This is a genomic window from Gemmatimonadaceae bacterium (genome assembly GCA_040882285.1).
In the GTDB taxonomy this organism is placed as follows: domain Bacteria; phylum Gemmatimonadota; class Gemmatimonadetes; order Gemmatimonadales; family Gemmatimonadaceae; genus JACDCY01.
The window spans coordinates 241681-260700 of sequence record JBBEBQ010000005.1 but is presented as its reverse complement, the minus strand read 5'-3'; the positions used below and the strand labels follow the sequence as shown (position 1 = coordinate 260700).

At 64.2% G+C, this 19020-nt stretch carries 30 protein-coding genes and 7 tRNA genes; 16 read left to right on the top strand and 21 right to left on the bottom strand.

Translation table 11 applies throughout. The annotated features are described in order from the left end of the window. The first annotated feature begins 5 nt into the window (after positions 1–5). The 10 genes from WEA80_02075 (at position 6) to WEA80_02030 (ending at position 3363) form a co-directional block, all read left to right on the top strand. The gene (locus tag WEA80_02075) at positions 6–842 is read left to right on the top strand and encodes a carboxypeptidase regulatory-like domain-containing protein (protein ID MEX1185355.1); all 837 of its coding nucleotides are present in this window, start codon (positions 6–8) and stop codon (positions 840–842) included. A gap of 154 nt (positions 843–996) precedes the next feature. Then, the gene (locus WEA80_02070; GenBank protein ID MEX1185354.1) at positions 997–1488 is read left to right on the top strand and encodes an SgcJ/EcaC family oxidoreductase; all 492 of its coding nucleotides are present in this window, start codon (positions 997–999) and stop codon (positions 1486–1488) included. Positions 1489–1615: 127 nt separating this feature from the next. Continuing rightward, entirely contained in the window at positions 1616–2179 is a 564-nt protein-coding gene (gene efp, locus WEA80_02065; protein MEX1185353.1) for an elongation factor P, read from the top strand. A gap of 68 nt (positions 2180–2247) precedes the next feature. Further along, a tRNA-His gene (locus WEA80_02060) sits at positions 2248–2321 on the top strand. Positions 2322–2355: 34 nt separating this feature from the next. Further along, positions 2356–2428: transfer RNA gene (locus WEA80_02055), tRNA-Trp, on the top strand. 79 nt (positions 2429–2507) lie between these two features. Continuing rightward, positions 2508–2580 (top strand) — tRNA-Glu (locus tag WEA80_02050). Positions 2581–2616: 36 nt separating this feature from the next. Further along, a tRNA-Glu gene (locus WEA80_02045) sits at positions 2617–2688 on the top strand. A gap of 72 nt (positions 2689–2760) precedes the next feature. After that, positions 2761–2834, top strand: a tRNA-Asp gene (locus WEA80_02040). 51 nt (positions 2835–2885) lie between these two features. Continuing rightward, a tRNA-Leu gene (locus tag WEA80_02035) sits at positions 2886–2967 on the top strand. 324 nt (positions 2968–3291) lie between these two features. Next, positions 3292–3363 (top strand) — tRNA-Thr (locus WEA80_02030). A gap of 2 nt (positions 3364–3365) precedes the next feature. On the opposite strand, the gene WEA80_02025 is transcribed toward WEA80_02030, so the two are convergent. From WEA80_02025 to WEA80_01970, 12 genes are all read right to left on the bottom strand, one after another. Next, positions 3366–4649, bottom strand: a complete 1284-nt coding sequence (locus tag WEA80_02025) for a hypothetical protein (GenBank protein ID MEX1185352.1) — start codon at positions 4647–4649, stop codon at positions 3366–3368. A gap of 163 nt (positions 4650–4812) precedes the next feature. Next, complete coding sequence (locus WEA80_02020; GenBank protein MEX1185351.1) at positions 4813–5163, bottom strand: hypothetical protein; 351 nt, start codon at positions 5161–5163, stop codon at positions 4813–4815. Then, complete coding sequence (locus tag WEA80_02015; protein ID MEX1185350.1) at positions 5163–5618, bottom strand: hypothetical protein; 456 nt, start codon at positions 5616–5618, stop codon at positions 5163–5165. Before WEA80_02015 ends, WEA80_02020 begins: the two co-directional genes overlap by 1 nt. Next, a complete protein-coding gene (locus WEA80_02010; protein MEX1185349.1) occupies positions 5615–5929 on the bottom strand; it encodes a hypothetical protein in 315 nt (104 codons plus the stop codon). The genes WEA80_02015 and WEA80_02010 overlap by 4 nt, the downstream gene beginning before the upstream one ends. Then, positions 5926–6375, bottom strand: coding sequence for a hypothetical protein (locus tag WEA80_02005; GenBank protein MEX1185348.1), 450 nt, complete (start codon positions 6373–6375; stop codon positions 5926–5928). Before WEA80_02005 ends, WEA80_02010 begins: the two co-directional genes overlap by 4 nt. A 165-nt stretch (positions 6376–6540) precedes the next feature. Next, positions 6541–8145, bottom strand: coding sequence for a ParB/RepB/Spo0J family partition protein (locus WEA80_02000; protein MEX1185347.1), 1605 nt, complete (start codon positions 8143–8145; stop codon positions 6541–6543). Positions 8146–8164: 19 nt separating this feature from the next. Then, entirely contained in the window at positions 8165–9349 is a 1185-nt protein-coding gene (locus WEA80_01995) for a recombinase RecT (GenBank protein ID MEX1185346.1), read from the bottom strand. Then, a complete protein-coding gene (locus tag WEA80_01990; protein MEX1185345.1) occupies positions 9346–9651 on the bottom strand; it encodes a hypothetical protein in 306 nt (101 codons plus the stop codon). The genes WEA80_01995 and WEA80_01990 overlap by 4 nt, the downstream gene beginning before the upstream one ends. After that, positions 9651–9908, bottom strand: a complete 258-nt coding sequence (locus WEA80_01985) for a hypothetical protein (protein ID MEX1185344.1) — start codon at positions 9906–9908, stop codon at positions 9651–9653. Before WEA80_01985 ends, WEA80_01990 begins: the two co-directional genes overlap by 1 nt. Beyond that, a complete protein-coding gene (locus WEA80_01980) occupies positions 9905–10192 on the bottom strand; it encodes a hypothetical protein (GenBank protein ID MEX1185343.1) in 288 nt (95 codons plus the stop codon). The genes WEA80_01985 and WEA80_01980 overlap by 4 nt, the downstream gene beginning before the upstream one ends. After that, on the bottom strand, positions 10189–10704 hold the full coding sequence (locus WEA80_01975; GenBank protein MEX1185342.1) for a hypothetical protein: 516 nt from the start codon (positions 10702–10704) through the stop codon (positions 10189–10191). The genes WEA80_01980 and WEA80_01975 overlap by 4 nt, the downstream gene beginning before the upstream one ends. Before the next feature lie 3 nt (positions 10705–10707). After that, positions 10708–10971, bottom strand: coding sequence for a hypothetical protein (locus WEA80_01970; protein MEX1185341.1), 264 nt, complete (start codon positions 10969–10971; stop codon positions 10708–10710). Between the two features lie 87 nt (positions 10972–11058). On the opposite strand from WEA80_01970, the gene WEA80_01965 reads away from it, so the two are divergent. The 6 genes from WEA80_01965 to WEA80_01940 all read left to right on the top strand — a co-directional run bounded on the left by WEA80_01965 (position 11059) and on the right by WEA80_01940 (position 14945). Next, positions 11059–11574, top strand: coding sequence for a helix-turn-helix transcriptional regulator (locus WEA80_01965; GenBank protein MEX1185340.1), 516 nt, complete (start codon positions 11059–11061; stop codon positions 11572–11574). Positions 11575–11679: 105 nt separating this feature from the next. Further along, entirely contained in the window at positions 11680–12471 is a 792-nt protein-coding gene (locus tag WEA80_01960; GenBank protein ID MEX1185339.1) for a hypothetical protein, read from the top strand. 245 nt (positions 12472–12716) lie between these two features. Continuing rightward, the gene (locus WEA80_01955) at positions 12717–13283 is read left to right on the top strand and encodes a TonB family protein (GenBank protein ID MEX1185338.1); all 567 of its coding nucleotides are present in this window, start codon (positions 12717–12719) and stop codon (positions 13281–13283) included. 4 nt (positions 13284–13287) lie between these two features. Then, positions 13288–13533, top strand: a complete 246-nt coding sequence (locus WEA80_01950; GenBank protein MEX1185337.1) for a hypothetical protein — start codon at positions 13288–13290, stop codon at positions 13531–13533. A gap of 525 nt (positions 13534–14058) precedes the next feature. Then, positions 14059–14388, top strand: a complete 330-nt coding sequence (locus tag WEA80_01945; protein ID MEX1185336.1) for a hypothetical protein — start codon at positions 14059–14061, stop codon at positions 14386–14388. An 11-nt stretch (positions 14389–14399) separates the two neighbouring features. Continuing rightward, complete coding sequence (locus WEA80_01940; protein ID MEX1185335.1) at positions 14400–14945, top strand: hypothetical protein; 546 nt, start codon at positions 14400–14402, stop codon at positions 14943–14945. A gap of 2 nt (positions 14946–14947) precedes the next feature. Here WEA80_01940 and WEA80_01935 read toward each other — a convergent pair whose 3' ends face one another. The 9 genes from WEA80_01935 to WEA80_01895 all read right to left on the bottom strand — a co-directional run. Next, positions 14948–15388, bottom strand: coding sequence for a hypothetical protein (locus WEA80_01935; protein ID MEX1185334.1), 441 nt, complete (start codon positions 15386–15388; stop codon positions 14948–14950). A gap of 150 nt (positions 15389–15538) precedes the next feature. Then, complete coding sequence (locus WEA80_01930) at positions 15539–16123, bottom strand: hypothetical protein (protein MEX1185333.1); 585 nt, start codon at positions 16121–16123, stop codon at positions 15539–15541. After that, on the bottom strand, positions 16123–16629 hold the full coding sequence (locus WEA80_01925; protein MEX1185332.1) for a D-Ala-D-Ala carboxypeptidase family metallohydrolase: 507 nt from the start codon (positions 16627–16629) through the stop codon (positions 16123–16125). Before WEA80_01925 ends, WEA80_01930 begins: the two co-directional genes overlap by 1 nt. After that, positions 16626–16880, bottom strand: a complete 255-nt coding sequence (locus WEA80_01920; GenBank protein MEX1185331.1) for a hypothetical protein — start codon at positions 16878–16880, stop codon at positions 16626–16628. Before WEA80_01920 ends, WEA80_01925 begins: the two co-directional genes overlap by 4 nt. Continuing rightward, entirely contained in the window at positions 16877–17257 is a 381-nt protein-coding gene (locus tag WEA80_01915) for a hypothetical protein (GenBank protein ID MEX1185330.1), read from the bottom strand. The genes WEA80_01920 and WEA80_01915 overlap by 4 nt, the downstream gene beginning before the upstream one ends. 222 nt (positions 17258–17479) lie before the next feature. Continuing rightward, the gene (locus WEA80_01910; GenBank protein ID MEX1185329.1) at positions 17480–17764 is read right to left on the bottom strand and encodes a hypothetical protein; all 285 of its coding nucleotides are present in this window, start codon (positions 17762–17764) and stop codon (positions 17480–17482) included. Between the two features lie 12 nt (positions 17765–17776). Further along, positions 17777–18163, bottom strand: a complete 387-nt coding sequence (locus WEA80_01905; protein MEX1185328.1) for a hypothetical protein — start codon at positions 18161–18163, stop codon at positions 17777–17779. 63 nt (positions 18164–18226) lie between these two features. Next, a complete protein-coding gene (locus WEA80_01900) occupies positions 18227–18406 on the bottom strand; it encodes a hypothetical protein (protein ID MEX1185327.1) in 180 nt (59 codons plus the stop codon). Between the two features lie 15 nt (positions 18407–18421). After that, positions 18422–19020, bottom strand: a 599-nt coding sequence (locus tag WEA80_01895) for a hypothetical protein (GenBank protein MEX1185326.1), incomplete at its 5' end; no start/stop codon positions are given.

Sequence of the window (19020 nt, the reverse complement as noted above, 5' to 3'; positions counted from 1 at the left end):
GTCATATGCCCGGTCCTGTCGCTCCCGCGCGTGGTATTAGTCGCTGGTCGGCGGCCGTTTTCTGCGCGGCCCTGATCGTCGGTGCTGCCGAGGGCAGCTCCCAGGCGACGACCTCGGAGCTGCACGGCGTGGTGCTGAGCGAAGCGGGCGATCCGCTGGGTGACGTCGCGGTCTCCATCGCGTCGGGCGACTTGAGCACGCGAACCGACACGGACGGCCGGTTCAGCTTCACGGCCGCTCCCTGGGGCCAGGTGCGGCTGCGGGTGCGCGCGCTTGGGCACGCGCCGCTGGACACGCTGCTGCTTCTGCAAAGCGGAACGACACGCACCGTCCAGCTGCGGCTCCGGCAAGTCGTGCCGCAGCTGGACACGGTGACCGTGCAGGCCACGATGGCCTACGGCAAGCCGGCGCGGTACCGACATACCGGCAAGTTCGACGACTTCTACGAACGGCGGGCGAAGAAGCCGGGGTCGTATTTCACGCGAGAAGACATCGAGCGATCCGGTCGCAGCCAGGTCTCCGAGCTGGTGTCATCGGTGGCCGGGATCACTCTGGGATATCGCCTCAGTCCCAGGGGAATGGAGCCATACCTCAGGGTGGCTAGATGCACCGGGACCGCAATTCGAACCTCCGGTCCAGCCTACACATGGTTTGCCGTGTTTGTCGACGGGCAGCGCCTCGGGTTGGATGTGCTCGGGGAGTTGAAGACCAGCGAGATTGAGACGATCGAGGTGTACCGCGGCGCCTCGCAGCTCCCGATCGAAGCCGTCGGTGACGCGTGCGCCGCGGTTTTCATCACCACCCGCTACAGCCCCGGGTCCGTCCTGGACACGAATCGCTAGGGTCCTTCCTGGCGGTGACATTTGTCTCGGCGGACGGCCCGGCGACCCGGTGCTCGCGCCGGCTGGCGAGCCGTAACCGGCGAATGCATATTGGAGCGCCCTGGCGACAACTCACGGGGCTCATCGCATAAACGCCAACACGCGGAGGACACCAATGTCACAGCGCGCCGTACTCGCCATCCCGCTGTTCGCCCTTCTCGCTTGTGCCGAGCAGCCGGCTCCCGCCACGTCAGACACCACTGGATCTCCAGCGGCCACGAGCGCCGACATCGCGGCTGTTCGTGATGCATGGCTTGCCGCGGCGGCCAGGGATGATGCCGCGGCGGTGGCGGCGATGTACACCGACGACGCCATCTTCGTGGCGACCGAAGCGCCGGCCGCCCGCGGCCGGGCGGCGATTCAGCAGGCGCTGGCCGAGTCGTTCCCGATCAGCACGATCGACACCGTCGATTCGAGGGAAGTCGTCGTGTCGGGCGACGTCGCTTACGATTACGGCGAATTCAGACAGACAGTCACTCCGCCGAACGGCGCGGCGCAGACTGTTCGCGGCCACTACGTCGTGACGCTTCGGCGGCAGCCGGACGGTTCCTGGAAGCTGTCGAAGCACGTCAGTACGACGCCTCCCGCGGCGGCGGCCCAGCCCTAGCGAGAACCGGGCTCCTGCCCGGTTGCAGGACGCCCCAAAATCCGCTAAATTCAAAGGCTGTCTTGGTTTATGGCCGCTGCACGCGCCTCCGGGCGGTGCAGCTAACGTTTTTGAAGGAAGATCAGCTATGGCAATGCCCGCAACCCAGATCCGCCGGGGTATGGTCCTCGTCCACAACGGCGAGCCGTGCCGCGTGGTCGAGTTCCGGCATCACACGCCGGGGAATCTGCGCGCGATGATTCAGACGAAGCTCAAGAACCTGCGTTCCGGCTCGAGCTTCGAGCACCGCTTCCGCGCGTCGGATTCGGTGGAGAAGGCGTCCATGGAGACGCACGATCTCGAGTTCATGTACCAGGGTGGCGACACGTACCACTTCATGAACACCGAGAACTACGACCAGATCGAGCTGGACGAGGAGGCGCTGGGCGACAACGCGCAGTGGATGCAGCCGGGGATGCGGATCCAGGCCGAGTACTACAACGGCCGGCCGATCGGCATTCAGCTGCCCAACGCGATGGTGTTCGAGATCGTAGACACTTCACCGGTCATGAAGACCGCGACGAAGACGGCGTCGGCCAAGCCGGCGAAGCTGGAGAACGGAGTCGTGGTGAACGTGCCCGAGTTCGTGGGCACGGGCGAGAAGATTCGCGTGAACCCGAATACGGGAGAGTACCTCGATCGGGCGAAGTAGCGTCGGTTGATTCGCCCGTCGGGCGGGCTTAGAATGACAGGTGACTAGTGACTAGTGACTAGTCCATGGTGGCTGTAGCTCAATTGGTTAGAGCACCGGTCTGTGGCACCGGGGGTTGCGGGTTCAATTCCCGTCAGCCACCCTCGAAAGAAGCGGTCGAAGTTGGAGGCCGTGTTAGGTCCGTAGCTCAATTGGTAGAGCACCGGTCTCCAAAACCGGGGGTTGCAGGTTCAAGTCCTGCCGGGCCTGTACTGAAAACCAGCTGTTAGCTGTTGGCTCTTGGCTGTTAGCAAAAAGCCAATAGCCAATAGCCAATAGCCGCAGTCCTGGCGGTATCGTCTAGGGGACTAGGACGGAGCCCTCTCAAGGCTCAAACACGGGTTCGAATCCCGTTACCGCTATGTTGTTGCAGGATGCTGTCGAGGGGAAAACCGTACGGCCCCATCGTCTATCGGTTAGGACGGCACCCTTTCACGGTGCAGAGAGGGGTTCGATTCCCCTTGGGGCTACTGGATGGGTGTACGACGGTCGTTGCTGTAAGCTGCTAGCTGCTAGCTGCTAGCTGCTAGCTGTTTTTTTTGGGGGCTGTAGCTCAGCTGGTTAGAGTGCCGGTCTGTCACACCGGAGGTCGCGGGTTCGATCCCCGTCAGCCCCGTAGTAGCAGTTACTAGTCACTAGTCACTAGTCACTAGTAACCGCAGTTCATGCCCTGGTGGTGAAATTGGTAGACACGCCATCTTGAGGGGGTGGTGCCGAAAGGCGTCGCGGTTCGAGTCCGCGTCAGGGCATGTGAAGGGCGCTATTGGCTGTTAGCTGTTGGCTATTGGCCAAGCGGAAGGACAGGAACGGTAACGGCGGTTGTGGGGCAGTTAGCCAAGAGCCAACAGCCAACAGCCAACAGCCAACCGCTCAGTTCCCCGCCACAGTAGCTCAGTGGTAGAGCACTCGATTCGTAATCGAGCGGTCGTCGGTTCAATCCGAGGACTCCGCTCACTGGTTGTGTCGCTATACACGCTCGTAACCTCCTTCCCGACGTACCGTTTTCAGGGTGTCTGCGGGATTGATTGTATCTGAGGGTGTTTCGTTTTTCGTCTTCGGTAGCTGTATGGCCCGCCGGCTTAGCTCAGTGGTAGAGCACTCGATTCGTAATCGAGCGGTCCCGAGTTCGACCCTCGGAGCCGGCTTACTATTCCGTGCCATCGTCGTCCCCTTTTCCTCCCTCGGCCGCCGCCGGAGCGGCCTTCGGAAAGCCGGCACCCACCATAGCTGCAGTCTTTTGCTGCGCCTCTTCGCGCTGCAGCAGATAGCTGTCCCGAACCACGCGCATCGACTTGTCGCCGATCCAATCCGCGGCGGCCTTCTCGCTCCCGGTCGCATCGTAGATGTCGCCCGAGATCCCGCGCCTGAAGCCGTGGTACGCGCGGAACCTGATGTGCGGGATCGGAGGCGTGCACCGGGCCTCGGCGTCGTGCAGCATCTTCACCGCCGCCTGGTAGGTCCAGGGCTCGTCGCGATCGCGAACGCGCTGCTGCACCGCGAAGAAGATCCAGCGCCCCATGTACTTCCAGCGGACCGCCCAGCCGTATGCGACCCAGAATGCCTCGGCGACCGGCTCGGGCATGGGCTGCCAGCGCTCGCTCCCGATCTTGTCCAGCTCGGGGCGCCAGTGGATCCTGCCGCCGAACTGAAGCCGGCGCTCCTTCGTCTCCGGATCCTCGACGAACACCGGCTCGTCGAGCTCGATGTCGCGCCACTCAAGGCTCCGCGCCGCCTGCTGCCGCGGACCGCAGAGCCCGATCAGCGTCGTCAGCGCGTACGCGCGCCACCGGTTCGCGTCCCGGGGCGAGAACTGAGCGATGAGGCGGGCGCGCTCGTCGGCTGAGTACTCCGCCATCTTCTCGACCTTGCGCGCTGCGTCCCGGCCAAACTTCGCCCGGTACGACATTACCTTGGTCGGCGGGATCAGATCGCGATCGACGCCCCACCGGAACACGGCCGTGACGTAGCTGATCGAGATCTTCACCTGGTTGACCGAGTGGTCGTTGGCCACCATGGCGCGCTTGAACTCGTCGATCTTCTCCCGGGTGATCAGATGTGCGGGCGTCGCTCTCCCGGCGAAGAGCTCGAACTTGGCCCAGCGCTGCCTCTGCAGCTCGAGCGTCCGCGGCCGCCACGCATCCATGTTGGCGACGAGGTACTTGTCGAAGAGCTCGCGCAGCGAGATCGGCGAGATCTCAGTCCTCGCCGGCGTTGTCACCTGCTCGTGCACGCCCTGCGCGAAAGCCTTCGCCTCCGCCAACCCCTTCCGCGTGTCGTCGAACGACTGCGCGTGCCGGCCGGCCGCGTCCTTCCAGAGCACGCGGATCATGTCGCGGCCGCGAACCCGCTCGCGAACCGCACGGACGTAGCCGGCGCGCCGCGGCTGGCCGAACTGGAAGAGCTTCTTCGGCGTCACCGCGGCCCCCCCCATTGGCTGCCGCACCTTGCGCAGAAAATCCGCGCGTAGCGCTCGAAGCCCGCCAAACCATCACGCAGCTCATCCTCGCTCGGCTTCACACCCTGTGCCGCCTTGCTCGTCCAGTGGTGGTCCTCGAACAAGTGACAGCGAATCCAATTCCACATACGCGCGACTGTCACGACGCCCTCTTCAACTCGCCGGCGGCGATCGCGCGGCCAGCTGCACGCGCCGCGGCGACGTCGGGGCGGTTCGGGATCGCAGAGCTCCGGTACTCGCGCTCGCCCTTCGAGTTGAAGCGAGCATTATCCGTCTCGAGCAGCTCTCGCCACCGGCGGTGCAGCGTCTTCACCGAAAGCCCGGACTTGAGCACTGCCGCTGGCTCGGGCAGCCACGTGATGTAGTCCTCAGCCGCGGCGTACACGCTATCGAGCAGCTTCTCGACGTATTCGGCTTGCTGGCCGTGGCCGGTGCGCCGGAGCACCGACACCTCTTCCCGCGCGTCGGCGATCACCTGGGCGAGATCCATTACCGCTGTCTCTCCAGGGCCGCGACATGCTTCTCCGGCTCGTACTTCGGGTGGTTGGTTTTCATGTGGGCACGGAGGTTCTTGAATACCTCCGAGCAACAGGGGCAGCGCCCAGCCTTGGCCCTGCGCTTCATCTTGGTGATCACGCCTTTCCGCGCCGTTACTGAGCGATTAGCCGCATCGCGCTGCAGCCGGACCTTAGCGGCACCCTCCCTGGCGTACTTCAGGCAGCGCTCGGTGTTCTCGAGATCGCGCGCGAGCTGCCAGGCCTTCCGCTCGATCTCCGTCTGAGCGAGGTAGTACTGGATATGGCCGTTCGGGCAGTAGAACCCTTCGTGAGATTTTCGTAGGCGCGCTTGGTGCCCGTTCTCGAGCCCGAACAGGACTCCGCAACTGCAGCACGTGACGGCATTGATGGTCGTCAAGACCGTTTCGTTCCACGCTGTCATCGTCATTGGGTGAGCTCTAGCCTGGCGTGCACGGGGCTGTCCGCAGGCTGCCGCGCGATCGGCGCGGTTTTCAGATGGCGCGGCGCGTTCGGACAGTCCGCGAAGTGACTGATCCCGCGGCCGTAGGTCGTCCGCGTCGGCTCGATCGCGAACACGTGCTTGACCGAGATCGGGAGCGGCTTGCTGCGCGGGACGTCGCCCTTCCGCTTGGGCTTCGGCGTGTGCTCGACGAAGTAGATGCGCTGCCGGCACGAGCTGCACTCGGACGGCTGCGTGCCCGGGGCGATCAAATACATCCCCGTCTCTTTCTCGATCACGACGTTGCCTCCTCGGTGCCATCGAAGGGGGCTCGCGCGCACAGCTCGTCAACGACCACGCGGAGGGAAGTCTCATAACCAGCCATATCGATGAACGAACGCGAGGCACCGATCGCGATCATGTGACCGAGCCTCTGCGCGCGCACGGCGATGCGCTCGACGACGACATCGAGCCTCGCGGCCCTGAGCGCCTCGGCGCGCTGGTCGGCGAGAGTCCTTACCTGCTCGTCAGAAGCGGGCGGCGTCAGGTAGGCCAAGTCCTCGCACGTAATACTCAGCAGGATGTTCTCCAGCTCGTCCCCTGCGGCGTCGCGCTCTCCCTTGCTCGGATCGATGAGCGGTATGAGCCGCATCGCGCGGGACAGCTTCCCGCCGACAGCCAGGCGCAGTCTCGACAGCGCAATGCGCTGATCGCGATCGATCGGCGCCACGGACGCCTCAGCCACGGCGCAGCGCCCGGTTGAGCTCGGCCGCGGTCGCGCAGGACGAGCAGATCGGTGGTTTCTTGCTGACCCACGCGCACCCGCCCGGGCACGCCATGCGCTCAGTGCATCCGCAGCGGATGCACTTCGGCTCCTCGAGCCGGCGACGTTTCTTCCTCGACCCCGCGCTCACGCTGTGGCCACCGCCGCCGGCGCGCGCGAAGGATCTCCGACCCGTTCGCCACGCGCGCGCGCCTCGCGCTTCTGCTGATTCTTGCTCGTCTTCTCGGGCAGGAGAAACCGAATCTTATTCCGCTTGGCGGAGACCGAGTTGGTAATCGAGTACGTGTCTGGCAGGCCGAGTTTGAGCGAGGCGACGGCCGCCGTGGCCGACAGCAGGATTTCCGCGTCATCGCGCGTGACGACGGAGAATTGCACGTCGTAGTCGTCCACCTCCATGGCCGGCCCGAGCCTGAGCGCCAGCGCCAGCGCCAGCGTGCCCATGCTGGAGGCTTCGCCTCGAAGCAAGAGGTTGCGCGTCAGGTGTACGACGCCCGGACCAGCGACGGAGTATTGCTCGAGAACGTCGGGCGTCAGCCGTGCCAGCACCTTCGCGCACGCAGCCTGAGCCGACTCCTTGAGCGCGGCGAGGTATGCTTCCCTCGCTTTTTCGACGGCCGCGTTGTCGGTCGTCACAACGATGATGCCGCTGCTCGAGTACTTGTCAGTCGACTTCCGGATGGCGAGACTCGACGGGTCGATTGCTTCGAGCAAAGCTGCAGGATCGATGGCACGTGCCCATCCGCTGCGCGAGAAAATCTCGACCTCGCCCTTCTCCGGCTCGGCCCGATACTTCTTGGTTTCCTTAACGGGCACGCCCGCCTTCGCGAGCCGCTCGATGTCCACCTGCTGGGTCGTCTTCAGCTCGCGGTGCTGGTCGCGCGAACTATCGCCTCCGCTCTGCTTCGCGCGCTTCTCCCGCGCGCGCTTCATCTGCGCGTTCCGGATCGGCTTCCACTGGTCCGGATCCACGGCATACTTCCGCCGCGAGTCCCAGTCCCTGAACTCGACGGTCGGACCTTTGTAGCCCGGCACGTCAGAGACCGCACGCATGAACGGTCGGAAACAGTCGCGGAGCCGAGACTCGAAGAGGTCGATCCGGATCGGCTCTCCCTTCGCGATGTCGAGCCCAAGGCCGTAACCTGATCCCTTGCTCAGCAACCGCTGGACGGCTTCCAGCTGGTACTTCTCGGGCACCTCTCGCATCCGGTGCATCGCCGGCGCGTGCGAGATCTGGAGCTTACCCTCCTCGATCAGCTGCACCCAGGCGGGGTATATCTCGAGGAGACGGATACGATCGCCGATGGTCGAGCGCGGGACGCCGAGGCGCTTCGCGAGATCGACCTGCGTCAGGTCCTCGCTAACGTCCAGAATCTTCTTGAACGCGCGGGCCTGTTCGATCGGCGAGAGCGGCTTGCCGGTGTTAGCCGTCACCTGCGTGATCAGGCGATCGTCCGCGTCCTCCAGGTCGAGCCGGATCCGGCAGGGCATATCCGTCCCGGCCGGAGCAGATCTCCAGCGCCTCTCGCCGTCCACGATCATCCACGACTCGCCAAGCACCGGGTGCGGCCTGACAGTAATCGCCTGGATGATCCCCTGCGACTCGATCGACGCGCGCAGCTCGTCGTCCGCGTGCGCTCGCGGTTGTTCCGGATCTGGATAGATCTGCTTGAGCGGGATATACACGATCTCGTCCGACGCGTAGTCGGCGGTCGTCACCGCTGCCTTGGTCATGTGGTCTCCACTGATTCGCCTACCGGCCGAGGCCGAGATCGTCGTCGCCGTCGGCCGCGACGTCCGGCGCCGGCGTGTGCTTCCGGATCTCCTGCTCGAGCGTCTCGATCCACGTCGGCGCGACCCGCCGCGGCAAACCCCTGGAGAGGCGGGCCTTCACTTTCTCCCGCACGTGCTCCGGGATGCAGACGTGCGTGACCAGGTCGAGCAGGCGTTCCGTCTGCTCTTCCGTGGCGAGCTCCGCGCGCGAGTTGCTGGAGGACGTGGTGTCGGGAGGGCGCTGCGTCATCCTGCCTCGCACCGCCACCGGCTCCTCGTAGATCTCGGACGTGCGGCTCGCCATTTCCTCGGGCGTCCGCGTGGGCGCGAACTGGCGGCCGCTGCCATCACCGAGCGCCGGCGTGACGTCGCCCGGCGCCGGCACCGGGTCCGGCAGCTCGCCCGCCGCTGCCGCTGAAACCTCTACGGCCTCGACCTCCTCGGCGAACTGGAGCGCGGCCGCGAATCGCCTGTTCTTGGGAAGGAGCGGAGAGAGCCGGCGGATCGCCGTCTTCTTCCCGTACCAGGGGATCGTCTCGAGCGCGCCCTCCTTCCACTGCTTCGAGTAACGCGCGCGCGTTGCTTCGATGTGCTCGCGCGGGATGACCTCGATGACGAAGCTCCCCGCCTTGATCTCGGCGACGGCGTACGCGTACAGGATTTCCGCCTTCTCGTTGGACTGGCGCTTGTGCTTGAGGTACGTGTTCGTCCCCTTCTCCCACTCGAAGTAGTCGCCCTCGCGCACGACGTCTGCGTTCACGGCCCGGCAGCCGGCGGCGAGCGCGAGATCGACGAGCCCGTTGTAGCGCGGGCTGAACTGGCACGTGCTTCCGAACGGCAGAAGGTCGCAGCTCTCGCCCAGCACGAGCCCGGTGGTCGCGAGACGGAGCATGCCCGTAGCGATCGACAACGGCGTGCAGTCCAGCACCTTGGGGTTCTGCATGAGGTAGAGCTTGAGCTCGGCCACGTACTGCGCCGGCGTCACGCCGTGCGGCGCGAGCGCGGCCATCTCGCCGGCGTAGACGTCGATCGCGGCGAGGATGGCCTCGCGCTTCTGCTCGACGACGGTGAGGGCGGTGCCGGCCGGCGCGGCCTGGTGCCGCTGGACTGCGGTCGAGGCCTGCGCCCCGCCGGAATTCACTGGACGAGCTGCTGCTGTAGTCATTGTGGGGATGCTCCCTTCTCAAAATTCAGTGGCGATGTTGGATGGCCGGACTCGACGCGGAGAAGCCCGACTGCGAGCCCGAGGTCGGTGTACGCCTCGTCCACCGCGGCCTTCGCCCGGTCGCACTCTTGTTGGCAGGTGAATGGCTCATTCGCGGCGGCGCGCGCATTCTGCAGGCGGTCGAACTTCTGGATGACGAAGAACGCGGCGGTCCGGATGTCGGAGTACTCGGGCGCAGGTGCGACCGGCGCGAAGGCCGCGGCAGCAGCTGCCGGATTCGGCGGGCCCTGGGTGTTGCACATCACGCGGTCCGGGAACGAGGCCGGCGCTTCGATACCGCGGCGAGCGCGTTGGCGTGGCTCTGGATCGCGACCGACTTCTCCAGGATGACGGGCCAGGGCACGACCGCGAACCACGTCGGCGTCTGCTTCCGCCGGAACCGGATCCCATCGGCCGAGATTTCGGCCACGTAGTCAGCCGGCATGTGGTTGAGGTAACGGATCCCCTCGATCGGGATCGTGATCGGCTTCCCGATCGGCTCTCTGCTGTTGCGCTTCATGACTGCGCCTCCCGTTCGCGGTACTCGCGCACCACGCGCATGTGCTCGAAATCTTCGTGCTCGTCGTCGTCGTCGTCGGAATCGCCTGGAGTGGGGCCCCACCTGGCGGGATCATCCCTGGCGGCGCGCCGGCGCAACTCCATCCGGCGATCGTGACGCTCCTGCTGCTCCTGGTACTGGCAGTAGATCGCGTAGAGCCCGAACAGGATCAGTAGGCCCACGACTGCGCCGAGGATGACCGTGACGAGGATCTGGCCCGCGAGCGCCGGCGTAACGTCGTTCATCGAGGAGCCTCCTGCAGATCGTACAGGTCGAGCTCGAGCATCCGCTGCATCTGCTGCAGGATCTCGATGTTGCGCACGAGGAGCCCGTGGAGCTGCTGCTTTCGCGGCCGCGAGGTGTCGCCCTGCATCATCGCGACCTGGACGGGGTTGATCGCGCACTCGATCTGCGTCTCGAGGAAATGGAACTCGTTGAACGCGAGGTGCGGCGCCTCTTCCTGGCGGTTCCGGAGGACCGCTGTCAGGAGCTGTGGGAACTCCAACGCTTCCGATAGCTCGACGCCGTTGTCCTGGGCCGAGAGCAGCAGCCTGGCCGTCGTGCGAAAGGCGCGCGTTCGCCGGTGCAGCACGTCCTTCTCGAGCTGCCGGATCTCTGCGGAGCGCCTCCCCCACGCTGCCGCGCGCGAGATCTTCACGATCTTCGAAGCGAGCAGCTCCTCGACGCGCTCGATCTCCACCAGCGGGTGCAACTGGTGGTTTGAAGCGGGGGCGGTCCGGGCCAGTGTCGCAGGCATGGATCAGCTCGCCCTTGCCGTCGGACGGCCGGCCTCGTGGAGCAGCTCGCGCCAGTCGGCAGGCGTTCCGCCGAACTCCGAAACGAATGCGTCTAGATCGGCGTCCGTGGGGGCGCGGGTTCCCATGACGACCTGGTTCATGTTGCTGCGGTTCCGATCGTACTTGTCAGAAAAGCCGGCGACGGTGAGGCCGCTCTGGGAGAGAAGCTCTTTGATTGCGCCGCTCACCGTCGAACCTGCCTCCACCAGCCGTTTGACTTTCTCCATTGCCGCCCCGATGTTGAGTCAGATGACGCACCAGCCAACGCAGAACCTTACCTAGGAATGTCTAGGCGTCAAGAGGCAAAACTGGACATGCCTAGGAATCACGGTAACGATGCGCCGGATAAACCGTTGGCTGGGCGGGAGTTAAAGGCGCTGCGGGAAAGGGCAGGCCTGACGCAAAAACAGGTTGCCGATCTGCTCGGAAAGGACACTGCGACGGTCAGCCGATGGGAACGGGGCTTTCCGATTACGGAGGGACAGCAGCTGCGGTTGCGTGAGGTCTACAGCGGGGACGGGTATGCCACGCGTAGCCGAACGGCTGCGTCCGCAGAGGACCGCGTGCCAGCGATCGCGCTCGGCCTACCGAGGGCGGTCCGTGTGTGGCTGCGCGCATTCCAGCTCGAGCTCGCTGAGGCGGACGTCCCCGATGAGCAGATCGAATCGGCGAAGGCGGCGCTAACGTCGCCGGAGAACTTCAAGTTCTTCGTCGGGCGCGGTCAGCCCACAGATTATTCCGAGGATGAGATTCTCGACCGCCTCAAAGTATTGGCGCTCGCCATTCGCAACGTACTCAGGGAGCGCGGCTTCAAGGTGAAGGCAAGGTAGCGATGGAAGGCGTTCTGGCTTCTGGTTGCCTTATTCTTTTTTCGCTGTTCTCGTTACGGCGGGCGTGCGACTCGACCTAAGACTGGAGGCTATAGCATGGGACTAGTGCCGAAGCGCTTCATCGACCGCGCCAGACCGGCCTTGCGGAGATACCAGAAGATCCTCGGGTCTGCGCGAAAACGGGACGTCAACGAGTCAGATACATCCGTGATCGTCAGCGACATGCTTACCGACCTACTCGGCTGGGACAAGTACGAGGATGTCACGACCGAGCTCTCGGTCCGGAGCACGTTCTGCGATCTCGCAATTAAGAGCCGAGGCCGGCTGCTGTATCTGATCGAGGTAAAATCGATCGGCACCGATCTCAAGGACAATCACCTTCGGCAGGCGATCGAGTACGGCTCCCGGGAGGGCATCGAGTGGATTCTGCTCACGAATGGAGTTACATGGCAAGCGCACCGGATCCGATTCGAGCAGCCGATCCACCATGACCTGGTGTTCGAAATCGATATGTTGGCAGGGAAGCCAGCGGACACCGTTGAGAAGCTTTATCTCGTCAGCAAGGAAGCAGAGAACTGCTCCGAGATCGACCTCTTTTGGAAGCATAAGGAGGCGACCAGCCGGTATGTGGTCGCGCAACTTCTCCTCGACGACGCCTCTGTTCGGACCGTGCGGCGCCAGTTACGCCGTCTCTTCCCCGGGCTGAAGGTCAGCGAGGCAGAATTGGATGAGCTCATCCGCACGGAAGTTTTCAAGCGCGACGTTTTGGAGGGCGATAAGGCAGCCGGCGCGGAGAAGATGATCCGGAAGGCATCCCGACGCCGGGAAAGGGCGCGCGCCAAGATTGAAGAGCAGGATGCAAGCTCCACGGCAGCCCAACCGGCGGCTTCAGCATGACCTCTTGTATAGCGTGGGCGCACATAAGCGCTTGCCCGCTGCTGTTGTTGGGGATCGTCACTCCCGGCCAGTCGCAAACGCGCGAGCGCGTTGTCGCAACATTTCGAGACGGAACGGCGCAGATCGAGATTGCCGCCACCGACCAAGGCAGGGTACAGTTGCGTGGGGTCGATGGGTTTGATCGAGTAACCAGGGTCTCCAAGCCGGCGGAGGTACGAGGTTGGGCCGACTCAACAGAGACAGCGATGGCCGTCGGCCTGAAGGCGGGACCGCGGGAACGTGTAAAGCATGAGGGCCCTTGGTTGGAGGGCCTCAATTGGTCGAGGGAAGTCACCACTGCCTCATCGGTCGAGTATGTGTACCTGGGCGATCGGTATGGAGTGAATTCCGTGATGGTAGAGTTGTCCGCCGCGCGCGCCCGGGCTTTTGTCACTTCAATGCGTGACGCCGCTGCGCAGACGGTCTCGATGTCTCCCGCCGAGGCCGTGACGCCCTCCCTTGACGAAGGAGTCACCTATTTCTCATTCCAAGTCGAGTCGGAAGTAGTTCCGTTTGCTGAGACAGTGCAGGTGCCGTATCCCGAGGCGCTCCGGAGATCTCGCGTCGGCGGTGAAGTAGTGGCTCAGTTCGTCGTAAACACACTTGGCCTGCCCGAGGCATCAAGCTTCAAGGTCCTTCGGTCGTCGAACGAGCTCTTTACCGCCGCCGTTCGGGCGCATCTTCCACGGATGCGATTCACCCCAGCAGTGGTACAGGGACGGCCGGTAAGACAGTTGGTCCAAATGCCTTTCCAGTTCAACATCGTGCACTGACGCGATGATCGCCCCCGCCTCGCAGCTCTACGCCGTGTTTGCTACCGGCTTCACCACGCGGTTCGCCGTGGAGTCCGCGCTAGGACTCGAGGCGGGTTCGCTCGATCGCTACATGGCCGGCGAGGACCGGCTCACGGAAGAGCAGGAGATCCAGCTCATCGAGTTGCTCGCCGAATACGAGCGCCGGATTCGGCAGGCGAACGCGGCCGCGGCGTATCAGCATATCTCCCGACTCATCGACCAGGCATGACATTCCAGCGAAAAACTACTACCAGTAGTAGTGGACTACGCCGTGCACCCGGGCGCACATTGGCAACCTCTCCCGGAGGGATAATGAACGGAACGATCGTAGCGCTCCTGGCCGTAGCTCTAGCTGCCTCGAGCGCGGACGCGCAGCGCCGATGCACGAAGGGGATACCCTGCGGCAACTCCTGCATTGCAGCCAACAAAGTCTGTCGGGTCGGAACGTCGCCGGCGCCGCGTGAACCGGCCGCGGCACCGAGCAGGATGGACGCCTTGCTCGGCCAGAGCGCATCAGCTCGGGATTCAGCTCTCTTCGACTGGGTGGGGAGCGTCGACGGCCAGATTTACTACCGCGCACCATGCGTGATGGTCACGAAGCTCGTGCCGCAGGAGCGCGTGTACTTCCGTCAGGAGTCCGACGCGTTAGCCCGCGGGTACCGGCGCAGCCGAGTAAGCGGGTGTTAATGGCGACTAGCCCAACTGGCCGGCTAGGCTCCGCTTCGGCGAGCGTTGGGAATCACTCCGGCAAGCCGTGACTGGGACGCGCAAGCTCCGGAAGGCGGGACGCGTATTCTGGGAGCTCGGTTACGTTCGGCTCGAGTTCATCTTCACCATCATCTGGGACGGATTGGTCCTTCTGGTGGCGATCGTCGTAAGGGCGGGGTTACTGTCGGTGCTCTCCCGCATGCCCGAACCTGTTACGCAGGACTGGGGTATACGCGTCTTATCTTTACTCTCGGACCTTTTCCTTGTTGCGGGCGCCGGCGTGTTCGCTATCTTCGACCTCGGCAAGCGCATCATTTACCTGGGGCGTACTTTCATCCAAGCATTTAGCGAGGATACGCCATCGCACCTGAAATGACCGCTTCACCTATGTCCCGCATGATCTCCGATCAACCCCGCAGGCTGTGGCTGCGCGGCATCGTTCTACTTCACGGAATCATCGCCGCGGCCTTTTGGACTGCCGCCCTTATCGGGTGGTCGATGCTGGAGAACGCTGGGTTCGGGGTGGTGCCGTGGGCGCTGCTCGTGATCTGGATCCTCGTCTCGTTGCCCAGCTTGGTGCTGCACTCTCAGATCATCACTGACCTCGTCAGCTATGTACTGACCGGTCGGACGCATTTTTTCCCGCTGATGTTGGAGATTGCGAACGCTGGCGTTCCGCAAGACCACCTGAGCGACCTCGGACCGGCTGGGCGACGAGCCGTTCGCATTTTTTCGGGTTTCGCGACTCTCGCCTGGTTTACTTCTCCTGTCGGTTCGATCGCGATATGGTCGCTTGTCGTTTTGACGCGGTTGCCAAAAGACGCGCACCTGCCGGCGCCGTCCGCGAGGGGGGTCATCGACTTGAGTCGCCAGCTGGACTTCACGGTTCGGGAGGAGATGGTCCACCGCTTTACTCCGGCAAGGGCAGCCTAGGCTTACTCGGTGCCGTCGCCCTGGCCGAACATCGGTGATTCTACGGCGAGCGACGGAAGCGCGCGGCCGCACCACGGGCAGTCCCAGATCTGGACCGGTTCGCCGGAGTGGTCCACGTGGGCGACGTCGCGGCGCTCCGAATAGACGAAGTACTTCGTCCGGCTCGTCATCTGCCGAAGCGGCCGGGCGCGATCAGTCCAGGCGCCGAGCTTCCAGTCCCACCTGAAGTCGCCGCGGCGCATCGCGTTCGCGCGCGGGGCGCAGATCTCGGAAATGTCGGTCGCTCCGCACCGCTTCGACACGCGCCAAGTCGTCGTTGCGGGCACGGCGTTCACGTCGCCGCCAGCGCGCTCCAGTTCTTCGGACGCCGGCGGCCGCAGCAGCTGCACCGCGGCGTCACCACCTCGATGCGATCGCGCGTCCAGGTCCCGCAGTCCCGGCAACGCCAGTACCTCGGGTCGAAGCAGAACGCGAACTCTCCGCTCTCGCTCGGCCGGCCCGCCGGCGGGCCGTAGTACGGAACCGGCCCGTGCCGGCCGCCGCTGCCGGATCCGGCCGGGCTTACCAGGTCGCGCGAGGCCGGCGCCCGCCCGTCACCGCGTGAGCACAACACCGATTGCCGCCCCGGTTATAAGCCAGCGTGCGGCCCCAAGCGTGCGGCCGAACCGGGACGGGATCTGACGCTCCGTGGCAGCGACCTGACGGCGGAGAGCAGCGTTCTCACGCTCGAGCGCGGCGATCTGACGTTCCTGCGCGGTGATCACGGAGTCGGCCGCTGCGAGTGCAAAGCGGAAGCGGTCGCGCGACCTCTCCGCCTCGTCCACGGCGGAGTCGGCTGCGACGAGCACGGCACGGACCGCGGCGGTGTCCTCGATCGAGACGGTGTCCCTGAGCTCCCGGTACTGCGACGCGGCCGCGGCCGCGCGCCGATCGGAAGCGGTTGCAGCTACGCGGACGCGCGCGAGCTCGGTCTTCGCCGCGGCGGCTTCCTGCCTGGCAACGCCGGCGTCGAGCCGGGCGCTGTCGGCATCGGCCTTGGCCTGGCGGGCTTCGATCCGGGCGGCGCCGAGATTTGCGCTCACGGTCGAGTACGCGTGGAACGCGAGGCCGGCGATCAGCACGACGCCGGCGACGATGAGGGCGCGCTCGATCCAGCGGTCTACGCGGGGGAGAAGCATCAGCGGACCCCCGTAACGCGGGCAACAACCCGGTCGAAATCGGCCGCGTTGCGGACCAGCTCATACTGCTTCGGGCCGGTGCAGACGAAGAACGTCGGCACCTCGTACCGGGCGCTCGGCAGCGCGATGTGCGCGAAGTTCTGGGACGGGTAATAAATCACCTGACCTGTCGGGAACTTGTTCGGCCGGACGATCATCGCGCGTACGAGCCCGCGGACGTTCTCGGTAGTAACGTCGGATGCCTCGGCTCGGCGGTGCTGGCTGGTCGATGATCCGCCGACCGCACCGTTCAGCGTGGCGTCTCGGTAGCCCGAGAGGATCCTGAAGCGCTTGCCCCATAGCGAGCGCAACGGCTGGAGGATGGTCTCGACGAGGCGCCGCACGTTGGCCTGGTAGCGGATCGGGACCGGCTGCACGAGCTCCGGGTGCGAGCCCGAAACGGCGAACTCTTCGAGCGAGAAGTTCTCGCTCAGCTTGGTGACCGTCTTCGTTGCCGGCGCCGTCATTCGTGCTCCCCGTCGGAGTCGCCGGAGGCGGTGCGCAGCCGGACCCACTTCCAGCCGTACGACGCGCCTACGAAGACGAAGGCGAGCGCTGCCTCGAGCGGGCGGCCCGCCATCCAGCCGGCGAGGAGCGTGACGAGCACCAGCTTGGCGAACGAGAGGCGTCCGTCGGCGCCGCAAAGGTCGAAGAAAGCGGCCACCCGCAGGAGGTGTTTGCCGGGGAAATCCTGAAGCCAGCCCTTGAGCCCCGTCACCTTACTTGCCTCACGTAGTCACCGCGCAACACGGCCGCGCAGTCGAGACCGACGAGCTCGCGCTGCTGCTGCGTGTACTGGGGGTTGAAGCAGTTGAGGCGCGCGTTGGCCTCGGTGATGTTGACCAGTCGCGACAGCATGCGCTCGACATCGGTGATCCTGACTTCTGCCGCTCCGATCCGAGAGCCCGGTCCCGTGACCTGTATCCCCATCCAGAGCAGCGCGCCGAACGCGAGATAGACGAATGGCCGGTACTGCGCGATGAAGAAGTTGAGCTTCGTGAGCGGGCCGGGCACGTCGTGCCACGACCGGAACCCGTTGCTTTGCGCCGGGTCAGGCGGTGCAGGGGACGGAGTGAGGGGCGCTTTATCGTTCACGGGTCCATCCGTCGTGCCCGTCGTCGTCGGATCGAGTACTTCACATTCGGATCTCCCCTGAAAACAAAAAGCGGCCGCCGCTCCCTTGCTCCGGAGCGAACGGCCGCGGTTGTAGCGCAGCGTCTCGGTTTTAGGGGGGTTTCTTCCGCCCTTGGATGGGCGAGTCCCCCCGCTTTTTCAGTCTATGTCGGGTGGCTTCGGAGGCGCCAGAGGAGATTTTGGCTATTTCGCCGGAGCGTCGTACTCGTACACGACCACCTGGTACCGCTTGCCCTGCTTCTCGGCCAGCGTCACCGGCCACGCGCGCATCGGCTCGTCCTTGCGATGGTTCAGCGTGAGCGTCGCGCCCGTCATCTTCTTGTCCTCGAAGAAGCTGTCGTCGGGCGCGTGTGGAGGATCGATCACGAGTGACACGACACCGCCCTCGCCCTCGTCCTCGACGCGGTTCACGTTGCAGAAGAACCCGTCCTGCTCGAACACCTTTTTCCTGCTCTTAGCTTCCGGCATCTGCTACCTCCTCTACGGGTTTACCGTCAAGACCGGCCTCGGTACTTGCACGCCACGTCCCACCTTGATCGCCGTCATCGTCCGAGCGTAGACCTGCTTCGCCCTATCCACGCTCGACACGTCCAGGTCGGCCTGTAGCGCCTCGATCATTTTCCGCTCCTCGCCCACCTGCTCATCGGAGTAGAGCGGGTCTTCTGCTGGTGTGACCAGCGCCAGACCGAACACATCCGCGAGACATTTCATGCACCACTCGACGCGTGCGACTGGCGTGTTCATTATCGCCCGGACAAAGCTGGGCAGCTTCACGTTCGGGTCGGTCGCGTCGATGACCGGGCCGGTATCTTCCGGCTGGCCGACGACCATATAGGCGACGAGCGGTACGCGGACGCCGTCGATCATAACGTTGTAGACCGACTCGCCGCAGCTTGAGCAATGCATTCTGTTTTGTTGTGGCATCTTCGTTTACCAGGTTGGGGGATTGTTCTGAACAGCAAGCGCGGAAAGCGCGTCGATCTCTGTCTTGACCGCGGGGTACGCATTGTTCCACTTCGTCTGCGTCATCGTGGCGGGATCGAACTGGTAGAACAACCGCTTCGACTCGCCGGTCAGCGGGTTTCTTAGGTTTAGCTCGATGGTGAACATGGGGCGTGTCTCCTTTTACCAAAGGTGAACGGCGGCGTAGAACGACTCGGAGGTAGCTACGGTTCTTTCTCCGCCTGAGTCTTGCTGCACGTTGATCTCGTAGAAATCCCCGACCGCCGGGGCATCATCGTATGCTGTTAGGCTATGTACGAGTCCGATACTACTGCTCGAAAATGGGGCGTGACGGGCAACAGCAAGGTTCGTTGTTGAGTTCTTTCGGATTGTGAGGTTTCGGTACCCAGTCGTATTGTTGTCCCACGAGATTTGTGCTGTAAGAATCCAGACGCCGACGTCGCCGCCCGTGGGGACGGTGATGCGGGTGTTGCTGGTGGCGTTGTCGTGCAGCCCCCCATTGTCGTAGGTCTCAGTGTTCCAGCTGAGTGTCACGATCGTGCTGTTGGGGATCGCCCAATTGCTGCCATTAGTCAGTCGGCAGCGGTTCCGGGCCTCGGTCTTCGCCTTAGTGACGCTCGCATTAGCGATGCTCCCAGTCTGGACCAGCCCACTTGAGACGCCGGTGATTCTCTTGTAGGTCGTTCCGTCTGTTACGCCGTCGAGCGAGTTGGCATCTCCGGCTAGAACCTTCGCCAGCAGGCGATTAACTGCCTTAGCCC

Coding starts and splice junctions, on each gene's coding strand:
- WEA80_02075 (MEX1185355.1), top strand. CDS start 6: ATGCCCGGTCCTGTCGCTCCCGCGCGTGGTATTAGTCGCTGGTCGGCG.
- WEA80_02070 (MEX1185354.1), top strand. CDS start 997: ATGTCACAGCGCGCCGTACTCGCCATCCCGCTGTTCGCCCTTCTCGCT.
- efp (MEX1185353.1), top strand. CDS start 1,616: ATGGCAATGCCCGCAACCCAGATCCGCCGGGGTATGGTCCTCGTCCAC.
- WEA80_02025 (MEX1185352.1), bottom strand. CDS start 4,649: ATGGGGGGGGCCGCGGTGACGCCGAAGAAGCTCTTCCAGTTCGGCCAG.
- WEA80_02020 (MEX1185351.1), bottom strand. CDS start 5,163: ATGGATCTCGCCCAGGTGATCGCCGACGCGCGGGAAGAGGTGTCGGTG.
- WEA80_02015 (MEX1185350.1), bottom strand. CDS start 5,618: ATGACGATGACAGCGTGGAACGAAACGGTCTTGACGACCATCAATGCC.
- WEA80_02000 (MEX1185347.1), bottom strand. CDS start 8,145: ATGACCAAGGCAGCGGTGACGACCGCCGACTACGCGTCGGACGAGATC.
- WEA80_01995 (MEX1185346.1), bottom strand. CDS start 9,349: ATGACTACAGCAGCAGCTCGTCCAGTGAATTCCGGCGGGGCGCAGGCC.
- WEA80_01990 (MEX1185345.1), bottom strand. CDS start 9,651: ATGTGCAACACCCAGGGCCCGCCGAATCCGGCAGCTGCTGCCGCGGCC.
- WEA80_01985 (MEX1185344.1), bottom strand. CDS start 9,908: ATGAAGCGCAACAGCAGAGAGCCGATCGGGAAGCCGATCACGATCCCG.
- WEA80_01980 (MEX1185343.1), bottom strand. CDS start 10,192: ATGAACGACGTTACGCCGGCGCTCGCGGGCCAGATCCTCGTCACGGTC.
- WEA80_01975 (MEX1185342.1), bottom strand. CDS start 10,704: ATGCCTGCGACACTGGCCCGGACCGCCCCCGCTTCAAACCACCAGTTG.
- WEA80_01970 (MEX1185341.1), bottom strand. CDS start 10,971: ATGGAGAAAGTCAAACGGCTGGTGGAGGCAGGTTCGACGGTGAGCGGC.
- WEA80_01965 (MEX1185340.1), top strand. CDS start 11,059: ATGCCTAGGAATCACGGTAACGATGCGCCGGATAAACCGTTGGCTGGG.
- WEA80_01955 (MEX1185338.1), top strand. CDS start 12,717: ATGGCCGTCGGCCTGAAGGCGGGACCGCGGGAACGTGTAAAGCATGAG.
- WEA80_01950 (MEX1185337.1), top strand. CDS start 13,288: ATGATCGCCCCCGCCTCGCAGCTCTACGCCGTGTTTGCTACCGGCTTC.
- WEA80_01940 (MEX1185335.1), top strand. CDS start 14,400: ATGTCCCGCATGATCTCCGATCAACCCCGCAGGCTGTGGCTGCGCGGC.
- WEA80_01930 (MEX1185333.1), bottom strand. CDS start 16,123: ATGCTTCTCCCCCGCGTAGACCGCTGGATCGAGCGCGCCCTCATCGTC.
- WEA80_01925 (MEX1185332.1), bottom strand. CDS start 16,629: ATGACGGCGCCGGCAACGAAGACGGTCACCAAGCTGAGCGAGAACTTC.
- WEA80_01910 (MEX1185329.1), bottom strand. CDS start 17,764: ATGCCGGAAGCTAAGAGCAGGAAAAAGGTGTTCGAGCAGGACGGGTTC.
- WEA80_01905 (MEX1185328.1), bottom strand. CDS start 18,163: ATGATCGACGGCGTCCGCGTACCGCTCGTCGCCTATATGGTCGTCGGC.
- WEA80_01900 (MEX1185327.1), bottom strand. CDS start 18,406: ATGTTCACCATCGAGCTAAACCTAAGAAACCCGCTGACCGGCGAGTCG.